We start from the raw sequence: 21,429 nt of genomic DNA on the forward strand, positions 1-21,429 counted from the left end.
TCATCGACCCTTCGTCGTCACGGGTGTCGCTGCTGGGATCGTTCGGTCCGTCGGCGCCATTGGCCGAGCGCCTTGGCCCGGGAGGCTCCCCGGGCGGGCGCCTGGGCGGGGCGGGTGCCTGGGGTGTCCGCGCCTCTCGGCGGGGCGTCGAGCCACCGGGCCAGGCCGCGGACGGTGGTGCGACGGAAGAGTTCGGCGGCGGTCAGCTCCGGATACCGGTCCGCCAGCAGAACGAGCACCCGCAGGAGTCCGGCGGAGGTGCCGCCGAGGTCGAAGAAGGTGGTGTCCAGGTCGGCGACCGGAGCACCGAGGACGCGTTCCCAGGCCAGGCGGACGGCGTCGAGGGCCCGCCCGGCGGGCTCCGCGTCCGGCGGGCCGGGCCGGGACGACATCACCCGCGCCACCCAGCCGCCCGCGGCGGCCCGGTCCAGCTTGCCGTTGGGCAGCTGGGGCAGTTCCCCGACGAGCAGCCACACGGCGGGCACCATCGCCGGCACCAGGGAGGCGGCCGCGTGCCGCCGTATCTCCTCCGCCTGCTCGGGTGGCACCGGTACGGGCACGCCCGGGTCCGGGCCGCCGCTCGCGGGAACGAGACACGCGGTGACCGTGGCGCCGTCGGAGGCGACGGTGACGAGGGCGTCGCGGACGGCTGGATGGGCCCGCAGTACGCTCTCGATCTCGGCGAGTTCGATCCGCTGCCCGAGGATCTTCACCTGTCCGTCGGCACGGCCGAGGAACCGCAGGCCGTGCTCGGGGTCGAGGACCGCGAGATCGCCGGTGTCGTACCCGGGGCGGCCGTCGTACTCCCGGAACCGTTCGGCGGTGAGGTCGGGCCGCCGCCAGTAGCCGGAGCCGACCCCCGCCCCGAGGATCAGCAGGCGGCCCGGCAGGCCGGGCGGCAGCGGCCGGTCGTGGGGATCGACCACCAGGCACTGCTCGCCCCCCAGCGGGTGGCCGATGTGCACGGGTACGTGCGGCCGTACCCGCCAGACGGTCGACCACACCGTCGTCTCGGTCGGGCCGTAGCAGTTGAGCACCTCGCCCGGGACCAGTGAGTCCAGCCGGTCGGCCAGGTCGCGCGGGAGTTGTTCACCGCCTACCAGCAGGGTGCCGAGCCGGCCCAGCAGGCGGCGCCCGCTCGGGTCGTCGGCGAGGATCCGCGCCACCGTGGGGGTGCACTGGTAGAGGGCACCCGTGGGTATGTCCTGCCCGGTGACCTCGCGGTGCCCGGTCAGCAGGACGGCGCGGCCCGCGGTGAGCGGCCAGTACAGCTCCAGCGCGCTGATGTCGAAGGAGACGCTGGTGGCCGCGACGGTGACCGCGGGCGGGCCGGACAACTCCCGGTCGAAGGCGGCGAAGAGCGCGGACAGGTTCTCGTGGCGGACGATCACGCCCTTGGGCCTGCCGGTCGACCCTGAGGTGTAGATGACGTAGGCGGGGTCCTCGGGACGGATCCGCGGCCATCGCTCGGGCACGGGGGCCGCCGCGTCCGGTGCGAGGACCACCGTCCCCGCCGCCCCGAGGTCGGCGCCGGGCACCGGGGTGCCGATGAGCGCGGACGGCTGGGCGTCCTCGAGCATCAGCCGGAGTCGGCCGGCGGGGTAGTCGGGGTCGAGCGGCACATAGGCGGCGCCCGCCCGCCAGACCGCGAGCAGTGCCACCAGCAGATCGGGGGTGCGCGCCAGCCGCACGGCCACCCGGTCGCCGGGACGTACCCCCGCCTCGATCAGGGCGGCGGCCAGTTTCCCGACCCGGCGGTCCAGTTCGGCGTAGCCGACCTGTGCGCCGCCGTACACCAACGCGGTCGCCCCGGGGGAGCGCCGGGCGTGCTCGGCGACGTGGTCGGGTACGGCCAGGGGCGTCTTCGGGTGCGGTTGCGCGCCGGCCCCCGTCACGGCTGCGGAGTCGCTCGCCCCAGCACCGGTGTTGGCCCCCGGGTGGGCCTCGCCGGTCAGCCGCAGCCGGGTGAGCGGGACGGCCGGTTCGGTGGTGAGGGCACCGAGGGCGCGCAGCAGGTGCTCGGCGAACGATTCGACGGCGCTCGTGGGCAGGTGGGAGCGGTCGTACTCGACGCTCAGACCGGCGCCGCCGTCGGGGGCCCGGTGCAGGGTCACCGCGAGCGGGTACTCGCCCGCCGTCACGGAGGGCGGGGTGAGCCGCCAGACCAGGCCGTTCGCGGCGACCTGGGCGGGCGCGGACGCCTGGGTGCAGATGATGCCGGTCAGCGGCTTGCGGCCCGGGGTGCGCTCGGCCCGGCTCACCCGCAGGATGTCCTCCACCGGCAGCTCGGCGTGGTCCAGGGCGTCGAAGAGGGCGTCGGCGGCGAGGTCGGACACGGACGCGGTGTCGGCCCCGGCCAGCCGGAGGCGGACCGGCAGGGTGTTCTGGAGACAGCCGATGACGTCCTGGTCGGCCTTGGTGCGGGTGGTGGCGACGGTGGCGAGCACGACGTCGTCGCTGCCGCTGTACCATCCGGCCACCACCCCTACGGCGGCCAGGAGTTGGGCGAACACGGTCGCCCCCGTCGCTCGGGCGCGCCCATGCAGGGCCGCGTTCAGCTCCGCGGGGACGGGCAGGCTCACCGTGGCATGGCCGGGCGGTTCGGCGGACGCGATCCGGGGCAGCGCGGTGTGCGCGGGGCAGTTGTCGAGTTCCCGGGACCAGAAGGCCTCCAGCGCCGCCACGCGGTCGGCGGCCGGTGCCGGTCTGCGGTCGTCGGCCGTCCGCGGCGGTGTACCGGCGTAGGCGTCGGCGAGCAGCCGCAGCAGGACGGCGGCCGACTCCTCGTCGAACACCGCGTGATGGACCCCCACCAGGCAGTGGGCGCCATCCCCGGTGACGACGACACGGATGCGGCACAGCGGTCCCTGCCCGTGGGTGAACGGGGCGCCGGTCTCGGCGATGCGCGCCCTGAGCGCCGTGCCGTCCGAGGACCGTTCGGTCGCGATGTCGACCTCCGCGGCGGTGTGCAGGCGCCGCAACAGGCCGTCGGCAGTGGGGTGCAGGGACGTCCGCAGCGCCGGCTGCGCGGCGACGACCGACCGGACGGCCGCCGTCAAGCGGTCGGGGTCGACCGGTCCGTCGACGCGGATGTGGTGCAGAAGGGTCGCCCGGCCGCCCTGTTGGTCGAGCAGGAAGAAACGCGTCTGTTCGGCACTGGCCGGACCGCTCGCATTCAGTAATTCGATGCCGTCAGACATTTTGAGAGCCCCCCGCCTCTAATCCGTGTGACGAATTAATGGAGTCACCCTAGGAAGATCCGTTTTCCAGTGTCAAGGAAGAAGATCGAGGGGGCCGTTCCCGGGGCGCACCGGCGAATTTGCGTGCGTAATGGGACATTGAGAGTGTGACGCGCGTCACGTTGATCATTGATGGGTGGCTCTGTAGCGTGACCCCAGCATTCAACCTGTAGGTCCTTGAGATCATGGGCAGTTGGGACGGCGACCCGGTGACGGGCGCCTGGTCGGCCCGGGAAAACTTTCCGTCACCGCACGCTGTGGCGAAGAATTCGGACCAATGGAATTCGGGGGACTATTCAGTGGAATCGAATTTGCATCCACCTGGTGCCTCCGCCAGTGCGGCCGCGGGCCTGGCGGAGAGTCTTTGGACCGAGATTTTGGGCCCTGACGCCGATACCGGCACCGGATTTCTGGAGAACGGCGGCGATTCATTCCGCGCGGTCCTGCTGACCACCCGTCTGTACGAACTGACGGGGCGTGAGATCGAGTACCTCGACGTGCTCGAGGCGGACGGGGCGAAGGCGATCGCCCGTCTGCTCACCACCGAGACCCCGGGGAGCTGACCCATGGGCTGGGAACTGGCACCCAATCAGATCGACCTCTACACCGCCGACCAGGCCACCGACGACCCCGCCACCTATCTCGTGAACGCGGTCTACCGCCTGACCGGCCCCATCGACCCCGATCGCCTGACCCGACGGCTTGAGCGGCTCTCCGCCGCCCACCCCGTGCTCGCCTCCAGGGTCGTCCAGGACAAAACCTCCTGGTTACTGGAGGAGGCACCCGACCGTCCGCGACTGCTGTGCGTCCCGCTCGACATCGACCCGGACGGCACGGCGGCCCGCCAACGGGTGCACGACGAACTGCGGATCCCGCTGGACCTGGCCGAGGGCCCGCTGCTGCGGGCCGTCCTGCTCCAGTACCGGCCGGACACCGCCGATCTCCTGCTCATAGCGCACCACTTGGTCGTCGACGGGTACTCCCTGGCACTCATCGCCCGGCAGTTGCTGACCGACGAGCCCACCACGTCCGGTCCCGCCTTCGCCGACTGGGCCGTGACCGCCCGCGACCGGCAGAGCGCCCTGACCGCCGACGCGGCCGCGATCCGTGCCGAACTCGCCGCCGCGGACAGCGCGCCCTCCCTCGACTGGGCCACGCCGGACAGCCGCCCGCCCGAGGACGAGCCGACCGGCGGAGTCGCGGAGGCCCTCATCCCCGCCGCGCTGCACGAGGGCATCCGGCGGCTGAGCGCCGACCTCGGCGTCACGGCCCACTCGGTGGTACTGGCCGCCGCGGGGTTCGTCATCGGCCGCAACTCCGGCTGCTCCCGGCCGGTCGTCGGCACCACCGTCTCCCGCCGCCCGGCCGCCCACGCCACCACGGTCGGGTACTTCAACACCACCACACCCGTACCCGTCGGCCTCGACGACGCGACCACCGTGTCGGACTTCCTGCGCGCCACGCACCGGCGCGGAGTACGGGCGTACCGAGAGGCAGATGTGCCTCTGTCCGCCGTCTGGCCCTCCTCGGGCGCCACGCCACAGGTGGTGCTGTCCGCCATCGACGCCCTGCCGCACCTGTCCGACGGCGAGCTGACCGCCGTACCGCAGCAGGACCAGGGACTGGGCACGGCCCACTTCCCGCTCACGGTCGGCCTCTACCAGCAGCCCGACCGGCAGGGCGGGATCCGGATGCTGCTGCGGCACCAGCGCGCCCTGGTCGACGACTCGGCCGCCGCCCTCTTCTTCCGGCAACTCCTCCACGTACTCGGCGAGTTCACGCGGACGCCGGAACGGCTGCTGGGCGATGTGGACACTCTGCCCGGCCCGGAGATCCTCGCCGGGCTCGACACCGGGCGCGGCGCACGGCTCGACGTACCCGCCCGCACCCTCACCGAGCTGTTCGAACAACAGGCCGCCACCGTCGCCGACAGCATCGCCGTCGTCTGCGGCGAGGACCGCCTCACCTACCGCGAACTCGACGCGCGTTCCAGGGCCCTGGCCGTCGTGCTCGGCGAGGCCGGGGTACGGCCCGGCGACCGGGTCGGCGTCTGCCTGGACCGCGGCACCGGCCAAGTCGCGGCCGTCCTCGCCGTACTGCGTGCCGGAGCGGCCTATGTGCCCCTCGACCCGGACTATCCGCCGCAGCGGCTCGCCTTCGTCGTCGAGGACACCGGCCTGCGCACCGTCATCACCAAGGAAGGACTGCTGTCCGCGACGCAGGGGCTGCGCGTGGTCCCGGTGGACGCCGAGCCCGAGGACCCGGACCGGCCGCTGCCCTCCGTGCTCCCCGACGCCACGGCCTACGTGATCCACACCTCGGGGTCCACCGGCCGACCCAAGGGCGTCCTCGTCAGCCACCGCAACGTGGTCGCGCTGCTCGTCGCCACACAGCAGGAGTACGCACCCGGACCTCACGACGTCTGGTCGTACTTCCACTCCCTGGCCTTCGACTTCTCCGTCTGGGAGATCTGGGGCTGCCTGCTGAGCGGCGGTCGGCTCGTCGTCGTCCCCTACGACGTCTCACGCGACGCCGAGGCGTTCCACGCCCTGCTGCGCGCCGAGCGCGTGACCGTCCTCAACCAGACGCCGTCCGCGTTCGCCCAACTCGTGAACACCCGCGCCTTCCAGGACGGCGGCCTCGCGGTACGGCTGCTCATCTTCGGCGGCGAGGCCCTGGACCGCGGCATCCTGCTGCCCTGGATGGACCGCTACCCCGAGGACGTCTGCCGCGCCGTCAACATGTACGGGATCACGGAGACCACCGTCTTCTGCACCTGGCACACCGTCGACCGCGCCGAGGCGCGGCGCGGCAGCCGCTCCATCGGACGGCCCCTCCCCGGCTGGGACATCCACCTCCTGGACGGTCGCGGCCGCCCGGTCCCCCCGGGCGTGCCCGGCGAGATCTACGTCGGCGGGGCCGGCGTCACCCAGGGCTACCTGGACCGGCCGGAGCTGAACGCCGAGCGGTTCCTGGACGGCCTGCCGGTCCTGCCCGGTCGGCGCCTCTACCGCAGCGGCGACCTGGGCCGCTTCCTGCCCGACGGCCGGCTGGAGTACCTGGGCCGGCTCGACGAGCAGGTCAAGATCCGCGGACACCGCATCGAGCCCGGCGAGATCCGGCACTCCCTGCTGGAGGACCCGCGCGTGCGGGCCGCCGCCTGCGTGGTGCGCACCCCCGGTGGACCGGACACCGCACGCGTGGACGCGTATGTCGTCACCGACCATCCGGACGCGCTCGACGACATCCGCCACCAGCTCGCCGACCGGCTGCCCGGCCATGCGATGCCCGCCACCCTCACCCCGGTGCCCGAACTGCCCCTGACCCCGAACGGCAAGCTGGACACCGCCCGGCTGCCCGAACCCGCGCCGCCCGCGCCCCCCGCCGGCCGGGACGCGCGCCCGGCGGAAGCCGACGGCCCCTGGGCGGCCATGGCCGCGACCTGGCAGGAGGTCCTCGGTGTGCCCGTCGGCGCCGACGACAACTTCTTCGACCTCGGCGGCACATCGGTGCAGGCGGTCCTGCTCATCAGCGCCCTGCGCGAGGCCGACTTCCCCGACGTCCGCCTGCGGGACGTCTTCCGCAACTCCACCCCCAGGCGGCTGGCCGCCGCGCTCGACCAGGGCACGGCGCGGTCATGACCCGACGAGTCCGGCCCGGGGGAACAGACCGTTCCCGACCGGTGATTCGTCCCTGCCCTGGTCGACCGCACCTGAAGGAGCATCGGCATGACTGAGTCGGACCGTCCGGACAACGCCGTGGCCGTCGTCGGACTGGCGCTGCGGGTCCCCGGGGCGTCGGACCCCGGCACCTTCTGGGCGAACATCGTCGCGGGCCGGGTCAGCCTGCCCGCCGCCCGCGAGGACCGCGCGGACCCGGTCGACGGGCCGCTGGTCGCGGGCCAGATCGACCGCTACGAGCGCTTCGACGCCGAACTGTTCGGCATGACACACGCCCAGGCGGCGACCACCGACCCCCAGCACCGCGTGCTCACCGAACTGGTGTGGGAGGCCCTGGAGGACGCCGGGCTCGACACCGAGCGGGACGACGGCCGGGTCGGTGTCTTCGTCGGCTGCGGCCCCGACGACTACCTGCACCACCACGTACGGCGCGACGACCGCGTGGTGCGCACCCAGGGCACCGAGCAGATCCTGTTCGGCAACTCCCGCGACTACCTCGCCACGGCCCTGTCGTACCGGCTCGGCCTGACCGGCCCCAGCATGACGGTGCAGACGGCGTGCTCCACCTCCCTGGTCGCCGTCCACCAGGCCGTGCGCAGCCTGCTGACGTACGAGTGCGACATCGCCGTCGCGGGTGGCGTGACCGTCTTCCCCGTCGAGCGGCCCGAGTACCGGTGGTCCGAGGGCGGCATCTACGCACCGGACGGCCGCTGCCGCGCCTTCACCCGGGGCAGCGGCGGAACCGTGCCGTCCGGCGGGGCCGGCGTGGTGGTGCTGCGGCGATCCGCCGATCTGCCGCAGCGGGGCCGGATGGCGCGGGCGCACATCGTGGGCAGTGCCGTCAACAACGACGGCGCCGACCGGATGGCCATGTCCGCGCCGAGCCCGCGCGGGCAGGCCGAGGTGATCCGCGAGGCCCTGGAGGTCGCCGGACTCGCCGCCGAGGACATCGGCTACGTGGAGGCGCACGGCACCGGCACCGTCCTGGGCGACCAGGTCGAACTGGCCGCACTCGCCGAGGTGTACGGCGCCGCGACGCCGGGCTGTGCGATCGGCGCGGTCAAGCCGAACGTCGGCCACACGGACACCGCCGCCGGAGTGGTGGGGCTGATCAAGACGGTGCTGGCCCTCCAGCAGGACACCGTGCCGCCGGTCCCCGCCCAGCCGGGCGACGGCCCCGACGCCGAGTTGGGCGCGGCCAGGTTCTTCATCCCCCGCCAGGCCCGGCCGTGGAGCGCGACGGTGCCGCGCCGCGCCGCGGTCAGCTCCTTCGGGCTCGGCGGCACCAACGCGCACGTGATCCTCGCCCCCGATACCGACGGACCCGTCGCCGAGGACCCCGCCGCCGAGGACTTCGGCGCGGCCGTTGGGCCACAAGCCTCCGACGAGCCGCGGGTGGCAGTGTTGACGGCCGCCACGCCCCAGGCCCTGCGCGACCGCGCCCGGGACCTCGCCACTTGGCTGGACGGCCCCGGAGCGGACACCGGCCTCGGCGACGTCCTCGGCACCCTCTGGCACGGGCGGCGCCACCTGGCACACCGGGCGGCGATCGCCCTGCCCCGGGAGCGTGAACAGGCACACGCGGCACTGCGCAACGGCCTGCGGGAGGTGGCCGAGGGCGCGGACGTGCCGCCCGCCCGGCCCGAGCCCGCCGTCGCCGTCCTGCTCCCCGGGCAGGGCGTGCGGCTGTCGGCGGCCGACGCACCCACCGACCGGGATCCGGCGTTCGCGGCCGACCTGGGCCGCTTGCAGGACGCCGTGCTGCGCGCGGGCGGACCCGACCTGCGGGACTTCCACACCTGGGACGGCGACGACCCCCGGCTGCTGGACACCGCGGTCGTACAGCCGCTGCTGTTCACCCTCGGCCTGGCCCACCTGTGGTGGCTGGAGCGCCGGGGCATACGACCCGACACCCTCCTCGGACACAGCATCGGCGAGCTGACCGCCGCCGCGTACGCCGGGGTGTTCGACATCGAGGACGCCGCGGCGGCCGTGGTCCGGCGCGGGGCGCTGATGGGCGAGGCCCCGTCCGGAGCGATGCTCGCCGTGCCGCTCGACGAGGCGGCCGCACGAGCGATCACCGCCGGGCTCCCCGCCGACCTGTGCGGTGTCAACGGCCCCGACGCCGTCGTCCTCGGCGGCGATCCCGACACGGTCGCCGAAATCGAACGGCGATGCGCCGAGCGCGGGCTCGCCACCACCCGGCTCGCCACCTCCCACGCCTTCCACACGCGCTCGATGGAACAGGCCGCCGCCCGTTTCGAGGAGTTCCTGCGCGCGCTGCCGCTGTCCGCACCGCGCACCAAGGTGATCTCCAACGTCTCCGGTGCGGAACTGACGCCCGACCAGGCCACCGACCCCGGCTACTGGGCGGCCCAGCTCCGCGCGACGGTACGGCTCGCCGACGGGGTCCGCACCCTGCTCACCGGGCCCTGCGACGCCGTCGTCGGGGTGGGCGGCAGCCGCTCGCTGACCAACCCGGTCCGCCGCGCCGCCCGTGACCTGGGCACGGCACGGCCGCCCCGGATCATCGACCTGCTCGGCGGCTCCGGCCAGGACGTGACACTCGCCCGCCACACCGCCCTGGCCCAGCTGTGGGCTGCCGGCTGCGCCGTCGACCTCGCGCCGCCCCGGCCGGACCGGCCCGCCCCCCTGCCGCGGTACCCCTTCGCGGACACCCGCCACTGGATCGACGCGCCCGACACCCCGTCCGACCACGCGGGCGGCACCCCGCCCGGCTCCCAGGAGACCGGCCCTCCCGCCCCCGACGACACGCCGGCCGTCCCCGCCGCGCAGCCGGCCCCCGAGGCGAGCGAGATCGCCACCGTGATCACCGAGATCTGGCAGGACGCCTTCGGCGGCGCGCCCCTCGCCCCCGAGGACAACTTCTTCACCCTCGGCGGCAGCTCGCTTCAGGCCGCCCAGCTCATCAGCGTCATCAACGACACGCTGCTCCTCGCCCTGGTGCTCGGGGACCTGTACGAGCACTCCGACCTGGCCGCGTTCATCCACCGCGCCGAGGAACTCGCCGGCGAACGCGACGACGAGGAACTCCTACGGCTGCTGAACGAGATCGAGGAAGTGCCGTGACCGACCTGTCCCGCCGCCTGGCCGCCCTCACCCCCGAACAGCGCAAGCTCCTCGGGCGCAGGCTCCAGCCCCGCACGGCCCGCGAGCCCGCCGGGGCCGCGGCCGCAGGACCCCCCGAGCGGCAGAGCCTCTACTTCTTCGCGAGCGCCGACGCCGTCCCCGCACCGGAGTACTACCGCTTCGTCCTCGACGCGGCACGCCAGGCCGACGCCGCCGGACTGCACGCCGTCTGGCTGCCCGAGCGCCACTTCGTGGACTTCGGCGGGCACTCGCCCAACCCGGCCGTCCTCGCCGCGGCCGTCGCCGTGCAGACCGAACAGGTGCAGATCCGCGCCGGCAGCGTCGCCGCCCCCCTGCACCACCCGGCGCGCATCGCCGAGGACTGGTCCGTCGTGGACAACCTCAGCGGCGGCCGGGCCGGCATCTCCTTCGCCAGCGGCTGGCATCCCGACGACTTCGTCCTCGCCCGCACCGACTACGCACAGCGGCGCGAGACCACGATGGAGATCATCGACCAGGTGCGTTCCCACTGGCGGGGCGAGAAGGTGAGCCACCCCACCACCGCGGGCGGCACCGCCGCCGTCCGCACCGGCCCCACGCCCGTACGACGCGACATGCCCGTCTGGCTCACCTCGGCGGGCAATTCCGCCACCTTCGCCTCGGCCGCCCGCGCCGGGATCGGCGTGATGACCGCGCTGCTCGGCCAGACGATGCCGCAGCTGCGGGAGAACATCGCCCACTACCGCGAGGAGTGGCGCCGCGCCGGCCACCCGGGGGAGGGCGACGTGGTGGTCATGGTGCACGCCTACGTCAGCGAACGCACCGACCTGGAGGACTTCCTGCGCCCCGCCATGCACGGCTATCTCAGGGCGTACCGGAGCCAGACCACCGCGCCCGGCGAGGACGAGACGCTGCTCCTGGAGAGCGCCTACCTCAACTACCTCGCCGGTCCCTCCCTGCTGGGACCGGCCGCCAAGGCGGCCGCCGTCCTCGGGCAGCTGCGGGAGGCGGGCGCCGACGAGGTCGGCTTCCTCGTCGACTTCGGCCTGCCCACCGCCGACGTGCTGGCCGCGCTGCCCGCCCTGTTCGCCTGTGTCCCCGCGGAGAGTGACCGATGACCGCAGCCGCCGACAAAGCCGCCCTCACGGCCCGGCTCGCGGGCCTCAGCCCGCAGCAACGGGCCGCTCTGGCAGCACGGTTGTCCCGCAAGCGCCAGGGGCCGCCGCCCCTCGTGCCGCGGACCGGACCGCGCGACACCGCACCCCTGGGCATGGACCAGGAACGCCTGTGGATCCTCGACCAGCTCTACCCCGGCACCGTCACCTACACCCTCGGCTTCGGACTGCGCTTCGTCGGGGAGTTCCACCGCGACGCGTTCGACGAGGCCGTGGCCACCGTGGTGCGCCGCCACGAACTGCTGCGCAGCAGCGTCGAGGTGGACGGCGCGCAGCCACGGCTGCGCCTGCACCCGGACCGCGGCGCGGACCTCACCTTCGCCGACCTGTCGCGAGGCCCGGCCGAGGAGAAGGAGCTGCGCCGCAGGGAGTTCGTACGGCAACAGGTACGGCGCCCCTTCGACCTCTCCCGGGACCCGGTGCTGCGCATCGGCGTGGCCGACCTCGGCGGCGGCGACCACCAGGTCGTCCAGACCATGCCGCACTCCTTCACCGACCAGTGGTCGTACGTGCGGCTCAACCGCGAGCTGCTGGAGGCCTACCAGGCCCACCTGGAGGGCCGGGAGCCCGAACTGCCGGACCTTCCCGTGCAGTTCGGCGACTACGCGCACTGGCAGCGCGCCTACTTCGAGACCGAGTACGGCGAACGCCACCGCGCGTTCTGGCGCGACTACCTCGCGGACGCTCCGGACGTGCCCCTGCTGCCGTACGACCACCCGGTCGAGACCGAGGACCGGCTCGGCCGCCAGCACAACTTCGTACTGGACAAGGGCACCGCCGCCGCGTTCATCAGCCGCGCCAAGGCCGCCCGCAGCACCGTCGCCAACGCCATGGCGGCCGCGTACGCCGCCCTGCTGTACGAGGAGAGCGGCGAGCGGGACATCCTGATCGGGGTGCCCAGCGTGACCCGCGGCCAGGCCGCGGTGCAGGATCTGGTCGGCTTCCTGCTCACCAATGTGCCGCTGCGGATCCGGCTGCCGAAGAACCCCACCCCGAACGACTTCCTGGCCGCCACCCAGGCGGCGGGCGCGGCCGTCGCGGCCCACCACGAGACGCCGTTCGGCGAGATCGTCCGAGCCGCCGCCCCCGAGCGGACCGCACACGGCTACCCGCTGCTGCGCACCATGCTGGTCCACCTGGACCTGGCCGAGACGGTCTCCTACGAGGTGCCCGGCGCCACCGTCTACGCCAACGCCGTGCCCGAGGGCATCTCCTCGATGGACGTCACCGTCGCCTGGTGGCACCTCGGCGACCTGGTCTACGGCCGCTTCGAGTACCGCACCGCCCTGTTCGAGGCGGAGACCGTCGACCGGCTGGCCCGGCGGCTGCTGCAACTGGTCGAACTGTTCGCCACCGCCCCGGACACCCCGCTCGAGAGCCCCGCCGCCCGGGCCCGTGACACCGTCGCCGCCGCCTGGCGCGAGGCACTGGACCGGGACAGCGCCGGACCGGACGACGCCTTCGCCGCGAGCGGAGGCACCCCGCTGCTCTGCGCCCGGCTGGCCCGGCTGCTGCGCGCGGCGGGCTTCGACGCCGGCCCCCGGGACATCGCGCCCGGCACCACCCTCGCCGAACTGACCGCACAGCTCCTGACGCGCGGCAACCCGCTGCGGCAGGGCACCCCACCGGACACCGCGGTACCTGGTCTGGTCGGGGTCTCGGAGGCCTACCTGGAGCGCCTCTTCGCCGACGCGAGCGGCGCCCCGGTCCGTGACGTCCCGCCCCCCACCCGCCAGGAGGACACCCCATGACCACTGCCGCGGAACCCGCACGAGCGGTGCCACAGCGTCGGCCGCTGTTCGTACTGCTGCTGGCGCACTACCTCTCGTCGTTCGGCAACGCCATCACGGTCATCACCATCCCGCTGTACGTCCTCCACACCACCGGCAGCTCCGTGTCCACCGGACTGGCCGGCTTCGCCAACACCCTTCCGCTGATCTTCGCGGGAGCCGTCGGCGGGGTCTGGATCGACCGCGTCGGCGGCAAACGAATGAGCGTGCTGAGCGATGTCGTCGCGGGCGTCTCCATCGGACTCGTCCCGCTGCTCGACGACACGGTGGGACTGCCGCTGCCCGTCCTGATGGGACTGCTCTTCGGCCGCAGCCTGGGCTCCACGCCGACGGGCGCCGCACGCCAGAGCCTGATCAAGCCGCTCGCCGAGCGGGGCGGGATCCGGCTGGCGACCGCCAACTCCTGGATGCAGGGCGCTCCCCGGCTCGGCCTGCTGGTCGGCGCCCCGCTGGCCGGTCTGCTGATCGCCGTGTCCGGACCGGTGACCGGCATGTACGTCGACTCCGCGTCCTTCCTTGTCTCTGCTCTCCTGGTCGCGGTCGGCGTGCCCCACAGCGCCGGTCCCGCCTCCGCCGCTCAGCAGCGGGAGGGATTCTTCCGGCAGCTCGCGGAGGGCGCGAAGGTGGTCCGCGGGATACCCGTGGTCGGCGCCATGACGGCGTTCGTCTTCGTCACGAACTTCCTCGACGACGCCTTCACCCCGGTCATCCTGCCGGTCTACTCGGACCAGGTGCTCGGCAGCGGCCAGTACCTGGGCTGGCTGGTGGCCGCCTCCGGCTGCGGCGCCGTCGCCGGCACGTTCGGCTACAGCCCCCTCAGCGCCCGCTGGCTCACCAGCCACCGCTGGACCCTGCTGGGCTGCTTCCTCGTCATCGGCGCCCTGCGCCTGACCCTCACGGGCATGCCGGGCGCGGTGCTGAGCATCGTGATCTCCTTCTTGCTCGGCCTCGCGGCCGGCCCGCTCAACCCGGCGCTGTCCACGGTGATGATGGAGAAGGTCCCAGCGGCGCTCTTCGGCCGCGTCTTCGCCCTCACCTCCGCCGTCGGGATGAGCGCCGCTCCGATCGGCATCCTCGTGGCCGGCTGGTCGATCCACGGCATCGGGCTGCGCGGAACTCTCCTCTGCTTCGGCGCCTCGTACATCGTCCTGGTGCTCGTCTCGCTGCGCAGCCGCGCGCTGCGCGACATGGACACCCCGCAGGCCCCGGCCGAGGAGTCCCCGGCCGCCGACAAGGAGGCAGTCCGTGAGTGACGACGCACCGGTCCGGGTACAGCGGGCATCCGCGCTGGAACGGCAGTTCTGGGTCGGCGAGCAGATCGCACCGGCCACCCGCGCCAACAGGGCACTCGCCCAGATCCGCGCCGACGGCCCGGTCGCATACGGTGCGCTCGGGGCGGCGCTGAGCGCGGTCGCCGCCCGCCACGAGGCGCTGCGCACCGCCTTCGTCGTCGAGCGGGGGGAATTGGTGCGCAAGGTGCTCCCTCCCCGGGACGTCCCGCCCCCGCTGCACCTCCCCGCGGGAACCGACAGCCACGCCGCGACCGCCGCCCTGCTGGCGGACGACTCCCTGGACCTCGGTACGGGACGGTTGTTCCGGGCCGCCGTGGCACCCGACGACACGGGAGCCACGGTCTACCTGGCGGTGCATCACATCGCCTTCGACGGGATGTCCCAGGAGATCTTCGCCGCCGACCTGGCGCGCGCCTACGACCTGGCCGCCACGGGCGAGGACCCCGTGCTGCCCGTCCGCGAACGGGCGGAGCCCGCCACCCTGGCCCCCGCCCAGCGCGCCGAACTCGCCACCCACTGGCGGACGATGCTCGACGGGGCGGTCGACCTGCCCCTCCCGGGATCGGCCGACGGCCCCGGCCCCAGCCAGCGGGAGCTGGCCCAGGCCGAGCTGGCGGAGGACGGCCGCACATTGCCGACCAGCACCCGGCAGGCGGTGCGTACCCGGGCCCGCCTCAGCGGTTGCTCGCCGTACGCGGTGCTGCTGGCGGCCCTCGGCCGGGCCCTGGCCGAACTCACCGGCGGCGCCGACTTCTGCGTCGGTACGCCGGTGGCCGCACGTACGCCCGGCCAGAGCGACGAGATCGGCTATCTGACGAACACACTGCCCGTGCGCATGCCCGAACTGTCCGGGCCCCAGGTCGTCGAACGGGTCTGGGGGGCCCTGCGCGAGAGCGTCATCGGTTCCGCGCTGCCGTGCGACGAGATCATCCGCGCCGCCCGGACGACACCCGGCCGGCGGATGCCCGTCTACCAGGCACTGTTCGCCTTCGAGAACTGGGAGCGGGCGGAACACACCGCGGGCCAGGTGCGGATCCGCGCCCTCCCCGTCCCGCCCGTAGGCGGGCACGCGGAGATCCAGCTCCAGGTGACCGAGCTGCCCGCCGGCACCCTGCACTGCGTCGCCCAGGCCCCGCTCAGCAGCCCCTGGCAGGGCCGGTCGGCCGCCCTGCTGCGTGCCTTCGACGACCAGCTCGGCCTGCTGTGCGCCGACGCCGCAACCCGATCGCCCGGCCGGGAGAACGCCGTATGACCACCTCAGTGATGTGCCTGCCCTACGCGGGGGCGGGCGCGGGCATCTACCGGCCCTGGCAGCTACAGGAGTCCGCTGCGCTGCGCGCCGTACCCATCCAGGTCCCCGGCCGGGAGCGGGAGTTCGGCAAGCCGTTCTACCGGGACTTCTCCGAGGCCGCCGACGGAACCGCACGGCGCATCCGGGACGCCGCTGCGGACGGACAGCCGTACATCGTCTTCGGGCACAGCTTCGGCGCGCTGCTCGCCTACGAGGCCGTCCGGCACCTGGTCGACACCGGTGGCCCGCTGCCCCGGCACCTGGTGGTCAGCGGCTCCGCCAGCCCCTCCTACCGGCAGGCCGAACGGCTCGACGGCGACGACGAGGAGGTCGTCGCGCGGGTCAGGGCCATCGCGGGCAGGGACATGCCGGAGTACGCCGACCCCCGGCTGCGGGACATCCTGCTGCCGATCATGAGGGCGGATGTGAACCTGCTGGCCGACTACACGCCGCCCGCCCGCGATCCGCTGCCCGTCCCGATCACCGCGATCCGCGGCGACCAGGACCACCTGGTGCCCGAGGACGAGTGGCTGGACTGGGCGGCCTTCACCTCCGCCGGGTTCGACACCGTCGAGTTCGCCGGGGACCACATGTACGTGACGGACTGGTGGCCTGAGCTGTGGAAGACGCTGGAGCAACTGGTGTAACCCCCCGGAGAGCGGGGTGAGTACCCCCCAGCTCTGCTGCCACCGCCCTCCGTCCCTCGCCGTACCGCCCGGAAGCCGCGAAGAACAGGACCTCTCCGATGGAACCCGCCACTCTCGTCGACCTTTTCGCCGTCAGCGCCGAACGCCACCCCGAGCGCATCGCGCTGGATGTGCGGGACACCGCGCTCACCTACCGGCAACTGGACACCGCGGCGGCCCGGATGGCCGCCGTCATGGCCCGGCGGCTGCCGCACCGCCCGGCCAGGATCGGACTGCTCTCGGCCCGCAGTCTCACCACGTACGTCGGCTACCTGGCCGCGCTCCGCCTCGGCGCGGCCGTCGTCCCGCTCAACCCGTCCTTCCCGGCCGGCCGGCTCCGCGCCATCGCCGACATGACGGACCTGGACCTGATCCTGGTCGACGAGCACGCCGCGGCACGGGCCGCTGAACTGGCCGCTGCCGAGAGCGCGGAGGGCACGGACGGCCGGGAGCTGCCTCCTCTGGTCACCTGCACCGACGCCGAGGCGGCCCGCGCGGGAGCGGACGGCGAGGACGACGCGCGGTCGGCCCCCGCCGTGCGGGTGTCGCCGGACGACGTCGCGTACATCCTCTACACCTCCGGTTCCACGGGCCGGCCCCGGGGTGTGCCGATCCGGCACGCGCGCGTGGTGCCGACGCTGCGCTGGCTGGTCGAGTACAACGCCTTCACCCCCGAATCCCGGGTCTCGCAGAACGTGGAGATCTCCTTCGACGTGGCGGTCTTCGAACTCTTCGCCGCCTGGGCAAGCGGCGGCGCCCTGGTGGTGCCCCGGCCCAACGACGTCGTACGACCGGCCCCTTACGTGAACGCCAAGCAGGTCACGCACTGGTTCTGCGTTCCGTCGGTCGGCGGCATCGCCGCCCGCACCGGAGGGCTGGCACCGGACTCGATGCCGTCGCTGAAGGCCGTCATGTTCGGAGGCGAGCGGCTGCTCGCCGAACAGGCCGAGCAGTGGGCCGCGGCGGCGCCCGGGGCACGGCTGTGGAACCTGTACGGCCCGACCGAGGTCGCCATCGTCTGCTCGGGGCAGGACCTCGGCGCGAAGGGCGCGCTGCTCGCGGCGGGCGCCAACGGGACCCTGCCGATCGGAGAGGTGCCGCCGCACCTGGAACATGTGGTCCTCGACGACGACGGTGAGCCCGCGGAGACGGGTGAGCTGTGTGTCCGGGGCGTCCAGCGCTTCGACGGCTACCTCGACCCCGCCGACGACGTGGGCCGCTTCGTGGAGTGGAGCCCGGGACGCGCGGCGGTGGTCCACGACGGCACGGCGCCGCTGACCCGGGACCTCTGGTACCGCACCGGCGACCGGGTCGGCCGGGAGAACGGCGCCCTGGTCCACCTGGGCCGCCTCGACCACCAGGTCAAACTGCGCGGCCACCGCATCGAGCTGGGCGAGGTCGACGCGGCCCTGGCCCGGCACCCCGCCGTGCGCGACGCGGTCGCGGTGGTGCAGGAGCACGAGAGCGATGCCGAGTTGGTCGCCTATTACACGGGCGACGCGGTCCCGCAGAGCGACCTCACCGCGTTCCTGCGCGCCCGGCTGCCCGTCTACATGATTCCGAGGCGGTTCACGCGACTGGAGAAGCTGCCGCTCAACGCCAACGGCAAGGTGGACCGCACCGCCTTCGAGGCCGGACCGCACTCCGCGGTGCCGGCCGGCTGAGACCCGGATCCCAGGGAGACATGACATGACCGCAACCCCGTCGCCCCTGCCCGTCCCACCCCGGCTCACCACGCCCGCGGGACCGCGCGGAGCGGATCAGCCGTGGTGGAACACCCAGCTCGGCTCGGCCATGCCCTTCGCCCGCTACGAGCGATCCGGCACCCGGCGCCCGCGTCCGCTTCCGCTGACGGACCGCACCTGGCCCTCGAAGTCCTTGGTCAGGGCCCCGCTGTGGGCGTCGGTGGACCTCAGGGACGGCAACCAGGCGCTGCGGAACCCGATGGACACCAGACGGAAGAGAGCGATGTTCGACCTGCTCCTCCGCATGGGCTTCAAGGACATCGAGGTCGGATACCCCTCGGCCAGCGAGGCGGACTTCTCGTTCGTCCGCACGCTGATCGAGGAGGACCTCATCCCGGACGACGTGACGATATCCGTCTTCACACCGGCCAGGCCCGAACTGATCGACCGGACCTTCGAGGCCATCGAAGGGGCGGACCGGGCGGTGGTGCATCTGTGCCACGCCACCGCCTGCCTGTGGCGCGAGGTGGTCTTCGCGATGACCCCCGGCGAGGTCGAGGAGATGGCGGTCCGGGCAGCCGAGCACGTCGCCCGGCGCGCGGACGCAACCAAGGGAACCGGGCTGCGTTTCCAGTACTCGCCAGAGACGTTCAACGTGACCGAGCCGGAGTTCGTCCTGCGCCTGTCGAACACCGTCGCCGCGCTGTGGGACGCGAGCCCGGACCGCCCGGTCACCCTCAACCTGCCGACCACGGTGGAGACCGACTCCCCCCACGTGTTCGCCGACCAGGTCGAGTGGATGCACCGCAACCTGGACAACCGGCGGTCGCTCATCCTCTCCGTGCATCCGCACAACGACCGCGGCACCGCGGTCGCCTCCGCGGAACTGGCCGTCATGGCGGGCGCCGAGCGGATCGAGGGCACGCTCTTCGGCAACGGGGAACGCACGGGCAACGTCTGTCTCGCGACACTGGCGCTGAACCTCTTCAGCCAGGGAATCGACCCCCAGCTGGACTTCTCGGACATCGACGGGATCCGCCGCGCGGTCGAGTTCGCCAACCAGCTGCCGGTGCCGCCCCGTCACCCGTACGCCGGCGACCTCGTCCACACGGCCTTCTCCGGTACGCACCAGGACGCCATAGCCAAGGGCTTGGCCGCGATGGACCGCCGTGCCGCCGAAGCGGGCACGCCTGCCGCCGAGGTGCCCTGGGACGTCCCGTACCTGCCCATCGATCCGAAGGACGTGGGCCGGACGTACGAGTCCGTCGTGCGGGTCAACAGCCAGTCCGGCAGGGGCGGGGTGGCGCATGTGCTCAACACCGCGTACGGGCTGGACCTGCCGCGCACGATGCGGGTGGAGTTCGGCCGCCGCGTCCAGCGTGCCGCGGACCACGGCGGCGGCGAACTCACCGCGGGCGAACTGCACGCCCTCTTCACCGAGGAGTACCTGGAGTTCGAGCGGCCGCGGCTCATGCTCAAGGAGTTCCGGACGACGCCCGGCGCCGCCGGTGTCACCCTCGCCGCCCTGGTCGTCCTCGCGGACGGCGCGGAGCGGCGCCTGGCCGCCGACGGACCGGACGCGGCCACCGCCTTCGCCGCGGCCCTGGCGGAGATCGGCATCACCGTGCGGCGACCGGAACTGACCTGCCACCCGCTGCCCGACACCGTCGGCACCCGCTTCGCCGCGTACGCGCGGGTCACCGTCGACGGCACGGCCCAGCACGGCGCCGCTGTCACCGAGGACGCGGAACTGGCCCGGTTGACGGCGGTGACCTCCGCGGTCAACCGGGCCCGCGGTTCGAACGGGCGTGTTTGAGTACCGCGTTCCATGACAGGTACGTGAAAACGCTGTCGAGGTCCCGGCAGATCCGTCTGATCTGCATATCAATCGGGTTATGGTCCCTCCACCGTTCGCCGGTGATCACCGGCGCCATGCACCGACCACGCAAGGAAGGACCTCCGTGCGCGTACTCCGCAACCGGACGACGGCCTCTCTGCTCTCCGCCGCCGTCGCCGCCCCCGTCCTGTTCGTCGCGGCGTCCCCCGCGGGCGCGCAGGACGTCGCCCGGCACGACGGGCACCGGACCGCACCGGCCGGCGAGGCCCAACGGCTGGCCGAGAAGCTGGTGAAGAAGTCCACCGGCAAGAGCGCCTACCGCCACCTGGAGAAGTTCCAGAAGATAGCCGACGCCCACGGCGGCAACCGTGCCGCGGGCACCTCGGGCCACCAGGCCTCCACCACGTACGTGTACGACCGGCTGAAGAAGGCCGGTTACAAGGTCACGTACCAGAACTTCAAGCTGTACAAGTCGCGGACGCTGCGGGAGAGCGCACGTGTCGTTTCCCCCGAGCCGCGCGAGCTGAGCGCCCGGGCGTTCGCCTTCAGCAAGTCCACGCCCCAGGGCGGTCTCCAGGCCCCCGTCGTCGCGGCCCGCGTCGACGCCACGCCCGGCTGCGAGGCCGACGACTACGCCTCGGACACCTTCACCGGGAAGATCGCGCTGGTGAAGCGCGGTGCCTGCACCTTCGCCGAGAAGGAGGCCGCCGCGACCAAGGCGGGCGCCTTGGGCCTCGTGCTCTACAACCACTCCGGTGACCAGCCCGTCGAGGGCGACCTGGAGCACCCCCGGAACGCGCACATCCCCGCCGTCGGCATCACCAAGGCCGAGGGCGAGAAGCTGGCCGGGCAGGTCGCCGGGGGAGAGGTGAAGCTCTCCCTGGACGTCGCCACCAAGACCGTCGCGCACAAGACCCGCAACGTCATCGCGGAGACCCGCGGCGGCCGCGCCGACCGCGTGGTGGCGCTCGGCGCGCACCTGGACTCCGTACCCGAGGGCCCGGGCATCAACGACAACGGGTCCGGCTCGGCCGGTCTCATCGAAGTCGCCGAGAAGCTCGCCAAGGAAACCAAGGGCGGCAAGAAGCTCGCCCACAAGGTCCGGTTCGGCTGGTGGTCGGCCGAGGAGGTGGGCCTGCTCGGCTCCGACCACTACGTGAAGTCCCTGAGCGCCCGGCAGAAGAAGAACATCAAGCTCTACCTGAACTTCGACATGATCGCCTCGCCCAACGCGGCCGAACTCGTCTACGACGGCGACGACTCCGACAAGACGGGCGCGGGCGCGGGCCCCGCCGGTTCGGCCCAGATCGAGAAGCTGATCAACGGCTTCCTGGACAAGAAGAAGGTGCCGCACTGGGGCACCGACTTCGACGGCCGCTCCGACTACGGCCCGTTCATCGATGCCGGTATCCCGGCCGGTGGCACCTTCACCGGCGCCGAGGGCCTCAAGACCGCGGAGCAGGCCGCGAAGGCGGGCGGCGAGGCCGGCCGGCCCTACGACCCGAACTACCACGCCAAGGGCGACGACATCAGCAACATCAACCGCAAGGCGTTCGCCTTGAACATCGACGTCATCGCGCACGCGGTCGGCACGTACGCACACGACCTCAGCTCGCTCAGGCACTGACCTCTGAGCCCCCTGGCACCGCCGGACGGCGGGGTGC

Annotated in this window: 12 protein-coding genes; 11 read left to right on the forward strand and 1 reads right to left on the reverse strand. The window is 73.1% G+C overall.

The window, feature by feature from the left end; translation table 11 throughout:
* Positions 1-17: 17 nt before the first annotated feature.
* Complete coding sequence (locus tag IG54_RS0118570) at positions 18-3,200, reverse strand: non-ribosomal peptide synthetase (RefSeq protein WP_030785038.1); 3,183 nt, start codon at positions 3,198-3,200, stop codon at positions 18-20.
* A gap of 224 nt (positions 3,201-3,424) precedes the next feature.
* Between IG54_RS0118570 and IG54_RS42045 the strand changes: the two genes are divergently transcribed.
* The 11 genes from IG54_RS42045 (at position 3,425) to IG54_RS0118625 (ending at position 21,392) form a co-directional block, all read left to right on the forward strand.
* Positions 3,425-3,802: a hypothetical protein gene (locus IG54_RS42045; RefSeq protein WP_158708884.1), complete on the forward strand. Its 378-nt coding sequence runs from the start codon at positions 3,425-3,427 to the stop codon at positions 3,800-3,802.
* Positions 3,803-3,805: 3 nt separating this feature from the next.
* Positions 3,806-6,880 (forward strand): non-ribosomal peptide synthetase, encoded by a 3,075-nt coding sequence (locus tag IG54_RS39270; RefSeq protein WP_051819638.1) that lies wholly within the window; start codon positions 3,806-3,808, stop codon positions 6,878-6,880.
* Between the two features lie 87 nt (positions 6,881-6,967).
* Positions 6,968-10,009, forward strand: coding sequence for a type I polyketide synthase (locus tag IG54_RS0118585; RefSeq protein WP_051819640.1), 3,042 nt, complete (start codon positions 6,968-6,970; stop codon positions 10,007-10,009).
* The gene (locus IG54_RS0118590) at positions 10,006-11,127 is read left to right on the forward strand and encodes a MupA/Atu3671 family FMN-dependent luciferase-like monooxygenase (RefSeq protein WP_051819642.1); all 1,122 of its coding nucleotides are present in this window, start codon (positions 10,006-10,008) and stop codon (positions 11,125-11,127) included. The genes IG54_RS0118585 and IG54_RS0118590 overlap by 4 nt, the downstream gene beginning before the upstream one ends.
* On the forward strand, positions 11,124-12,935 hold the full coding sequence (locus IG54_RS0118595) for a condensation domain-containing protein (protein WP_030785053.1): 1,812 nt from the start codon (positions 11,124-11,126) through the stop codon (positions 12,933-12,935). The genes IG54_RS0118590 and IG54_RS0118595 overlap by 4 nt, the downstream gene beginning before the upstream one ends.
* Positions 12,932-14,227: an MFS transporter gene (locus IG54_RS0118600; protein WP_051819645.1), complete on the forward strand. Its 1,296-nt coding sequence runs from the start codon at positions 12,932-12,934 to the stop codon at positions 14,225-14,227. Before IG54_RS0118595 ends, IG54_RS0118600 begins: the two co-directional genes overlap by 4 nt.
* On the forward strand, positions 14,220-15,518 hold the full coding sequence (locus IG54_RS0118605; protein WP_030785058.1) for a condensation domain-containing protein: 1,299 nt from the start codon (positions 14,220-14,222) through the stop codon (positions 15,516-15,518). Before IG54_RS0118600 ends, IG54_RS0118605 begins: the two co-directional genes overlap by 8 nt.
* Entirely contained in the window at positions 15,515-16,204 is a 690-nt protein-coding gene (locus IG54_RS0118610; protein ID WP_030785061.1) for a thioesterase II family protein, read from the forward strand. Before IG54_RS0118605 ends, IG54_RS0118610 begins: the two co-directional genes overlap by 4 nt.
* Before the next feature lie 98 nt (positions 16,205-16,302).
* Positions 16,303-17,907, forward strand: coding sequence for an amino acid adenylation domain-containing protein (locus IG54_RS0118615; protein WP_051819647.1), 1,605 nt, complete (start codon positions 16,303-16,305; stop codon positions 17,905-17,907).
* Between the two features lie 25 nt (positions 17,908-17,932).
* Positions 17,933-19,744, forward strand: coding sequence for a 2-isopropylmalate synthase (locus IG54_RS0118620; RefSeq protein ID WP_030785066.1), 1,812 nt, complete (start codon positions 17,933-17,935; stop codon positions 19,742-19,744).
* A 145-nt stretch (positions 19,745-19,889) separates the two neighbouring features.
* Positions 19,890-21,392 carry a M28 family metallopeptidase gene (locus tag IG54_RS0118625; protein WP_030785069.1) on the forward strand — a complete coding sequence of 501 codons (1,503 nt, stop codon included), beginning with the start codon at positions 19,890-19,892 and terminating at the stop codon, positions 21,390-21,392.
* Positions 21,393-21,429: the final 37 nt, after the last annotated feature.

It is taken from the genome of Streptomyces sp. NRRL S-920 (genome assembly GCF_000717945.1).
In the GTDB taxonomy this organism is placed as follows: Bacteria; Actinomycetota; Actinomycetes; order Streptomycetales; family Streptomycetaceae; genus Streptomyces; species Streptomyces alboniger.

Bases quoted from the DNA above. Each gene is read 5' to 3' on its own strand.
- IG54_RS0118620 (WP_030785066.1), top strand. From the start codon at position 17,933: ATGACCGCAACCCCGTCGCCCCTGCCCGTCCCACCCCGGCTCACCACG.
- IG54_RS0118615 (WP_051819647.1), top strand. From the start codon at position 16,303: ATGGAACCCGCCACTCTCGTCGACCTTTTCGCCGTCAGCGCCGAACGC.
- IG54_RS0118600 (WP_051819645.1), top strand. From the start codon at position 12,932: ATGACCACTGCCGCGGAACCCGCACGAGCGGTGCCACAGCGTCGGCCG.
- IG54_RS0118610 (WP_030785061.1), top strand. From the start codon at position 15,515: ATGACCACCTCAGTGATGTGCCTGCCCTACGCGGGGGCGGGCGCGGGC.
- IG54_RS0118585 (WP_051819640.1), top strand. From the start codon at position 6,968: ATGACTGAGTCGGACCGTCCGGACAACGCCGTGGCCGTCGTCGGACTG.
- IG54_RS0118595 (WP_030785053.1), top strand. From the start codon at position 11,124: ATGACCGCAGCCGCCGACAAAGCCGCCCTCACGGCCCGGCTCGCGGGC.
- IG54_RS42045 (WP_158708884.1), top strand. From the start codon at position 3,425: ATGGGCAGTTGGGACGGCGACCCGGTGACGGGCGCCTGGTCGGCCCGG.
- IG54_RS39270 (WP_051819638.1), top strand. From the start codon at position 3,806: ATGGGCTGGGAACTGGCACCCAATCAGATCGACCTCTACACCGCCGAC.
- IG54_RS0118570 (WP_030785038.1), bottom strand. From the start codon at position 3,200: ATGTCTGACGGCATCGAATTACTGAATGCGAGCGGTCCGGCCAGTGCC.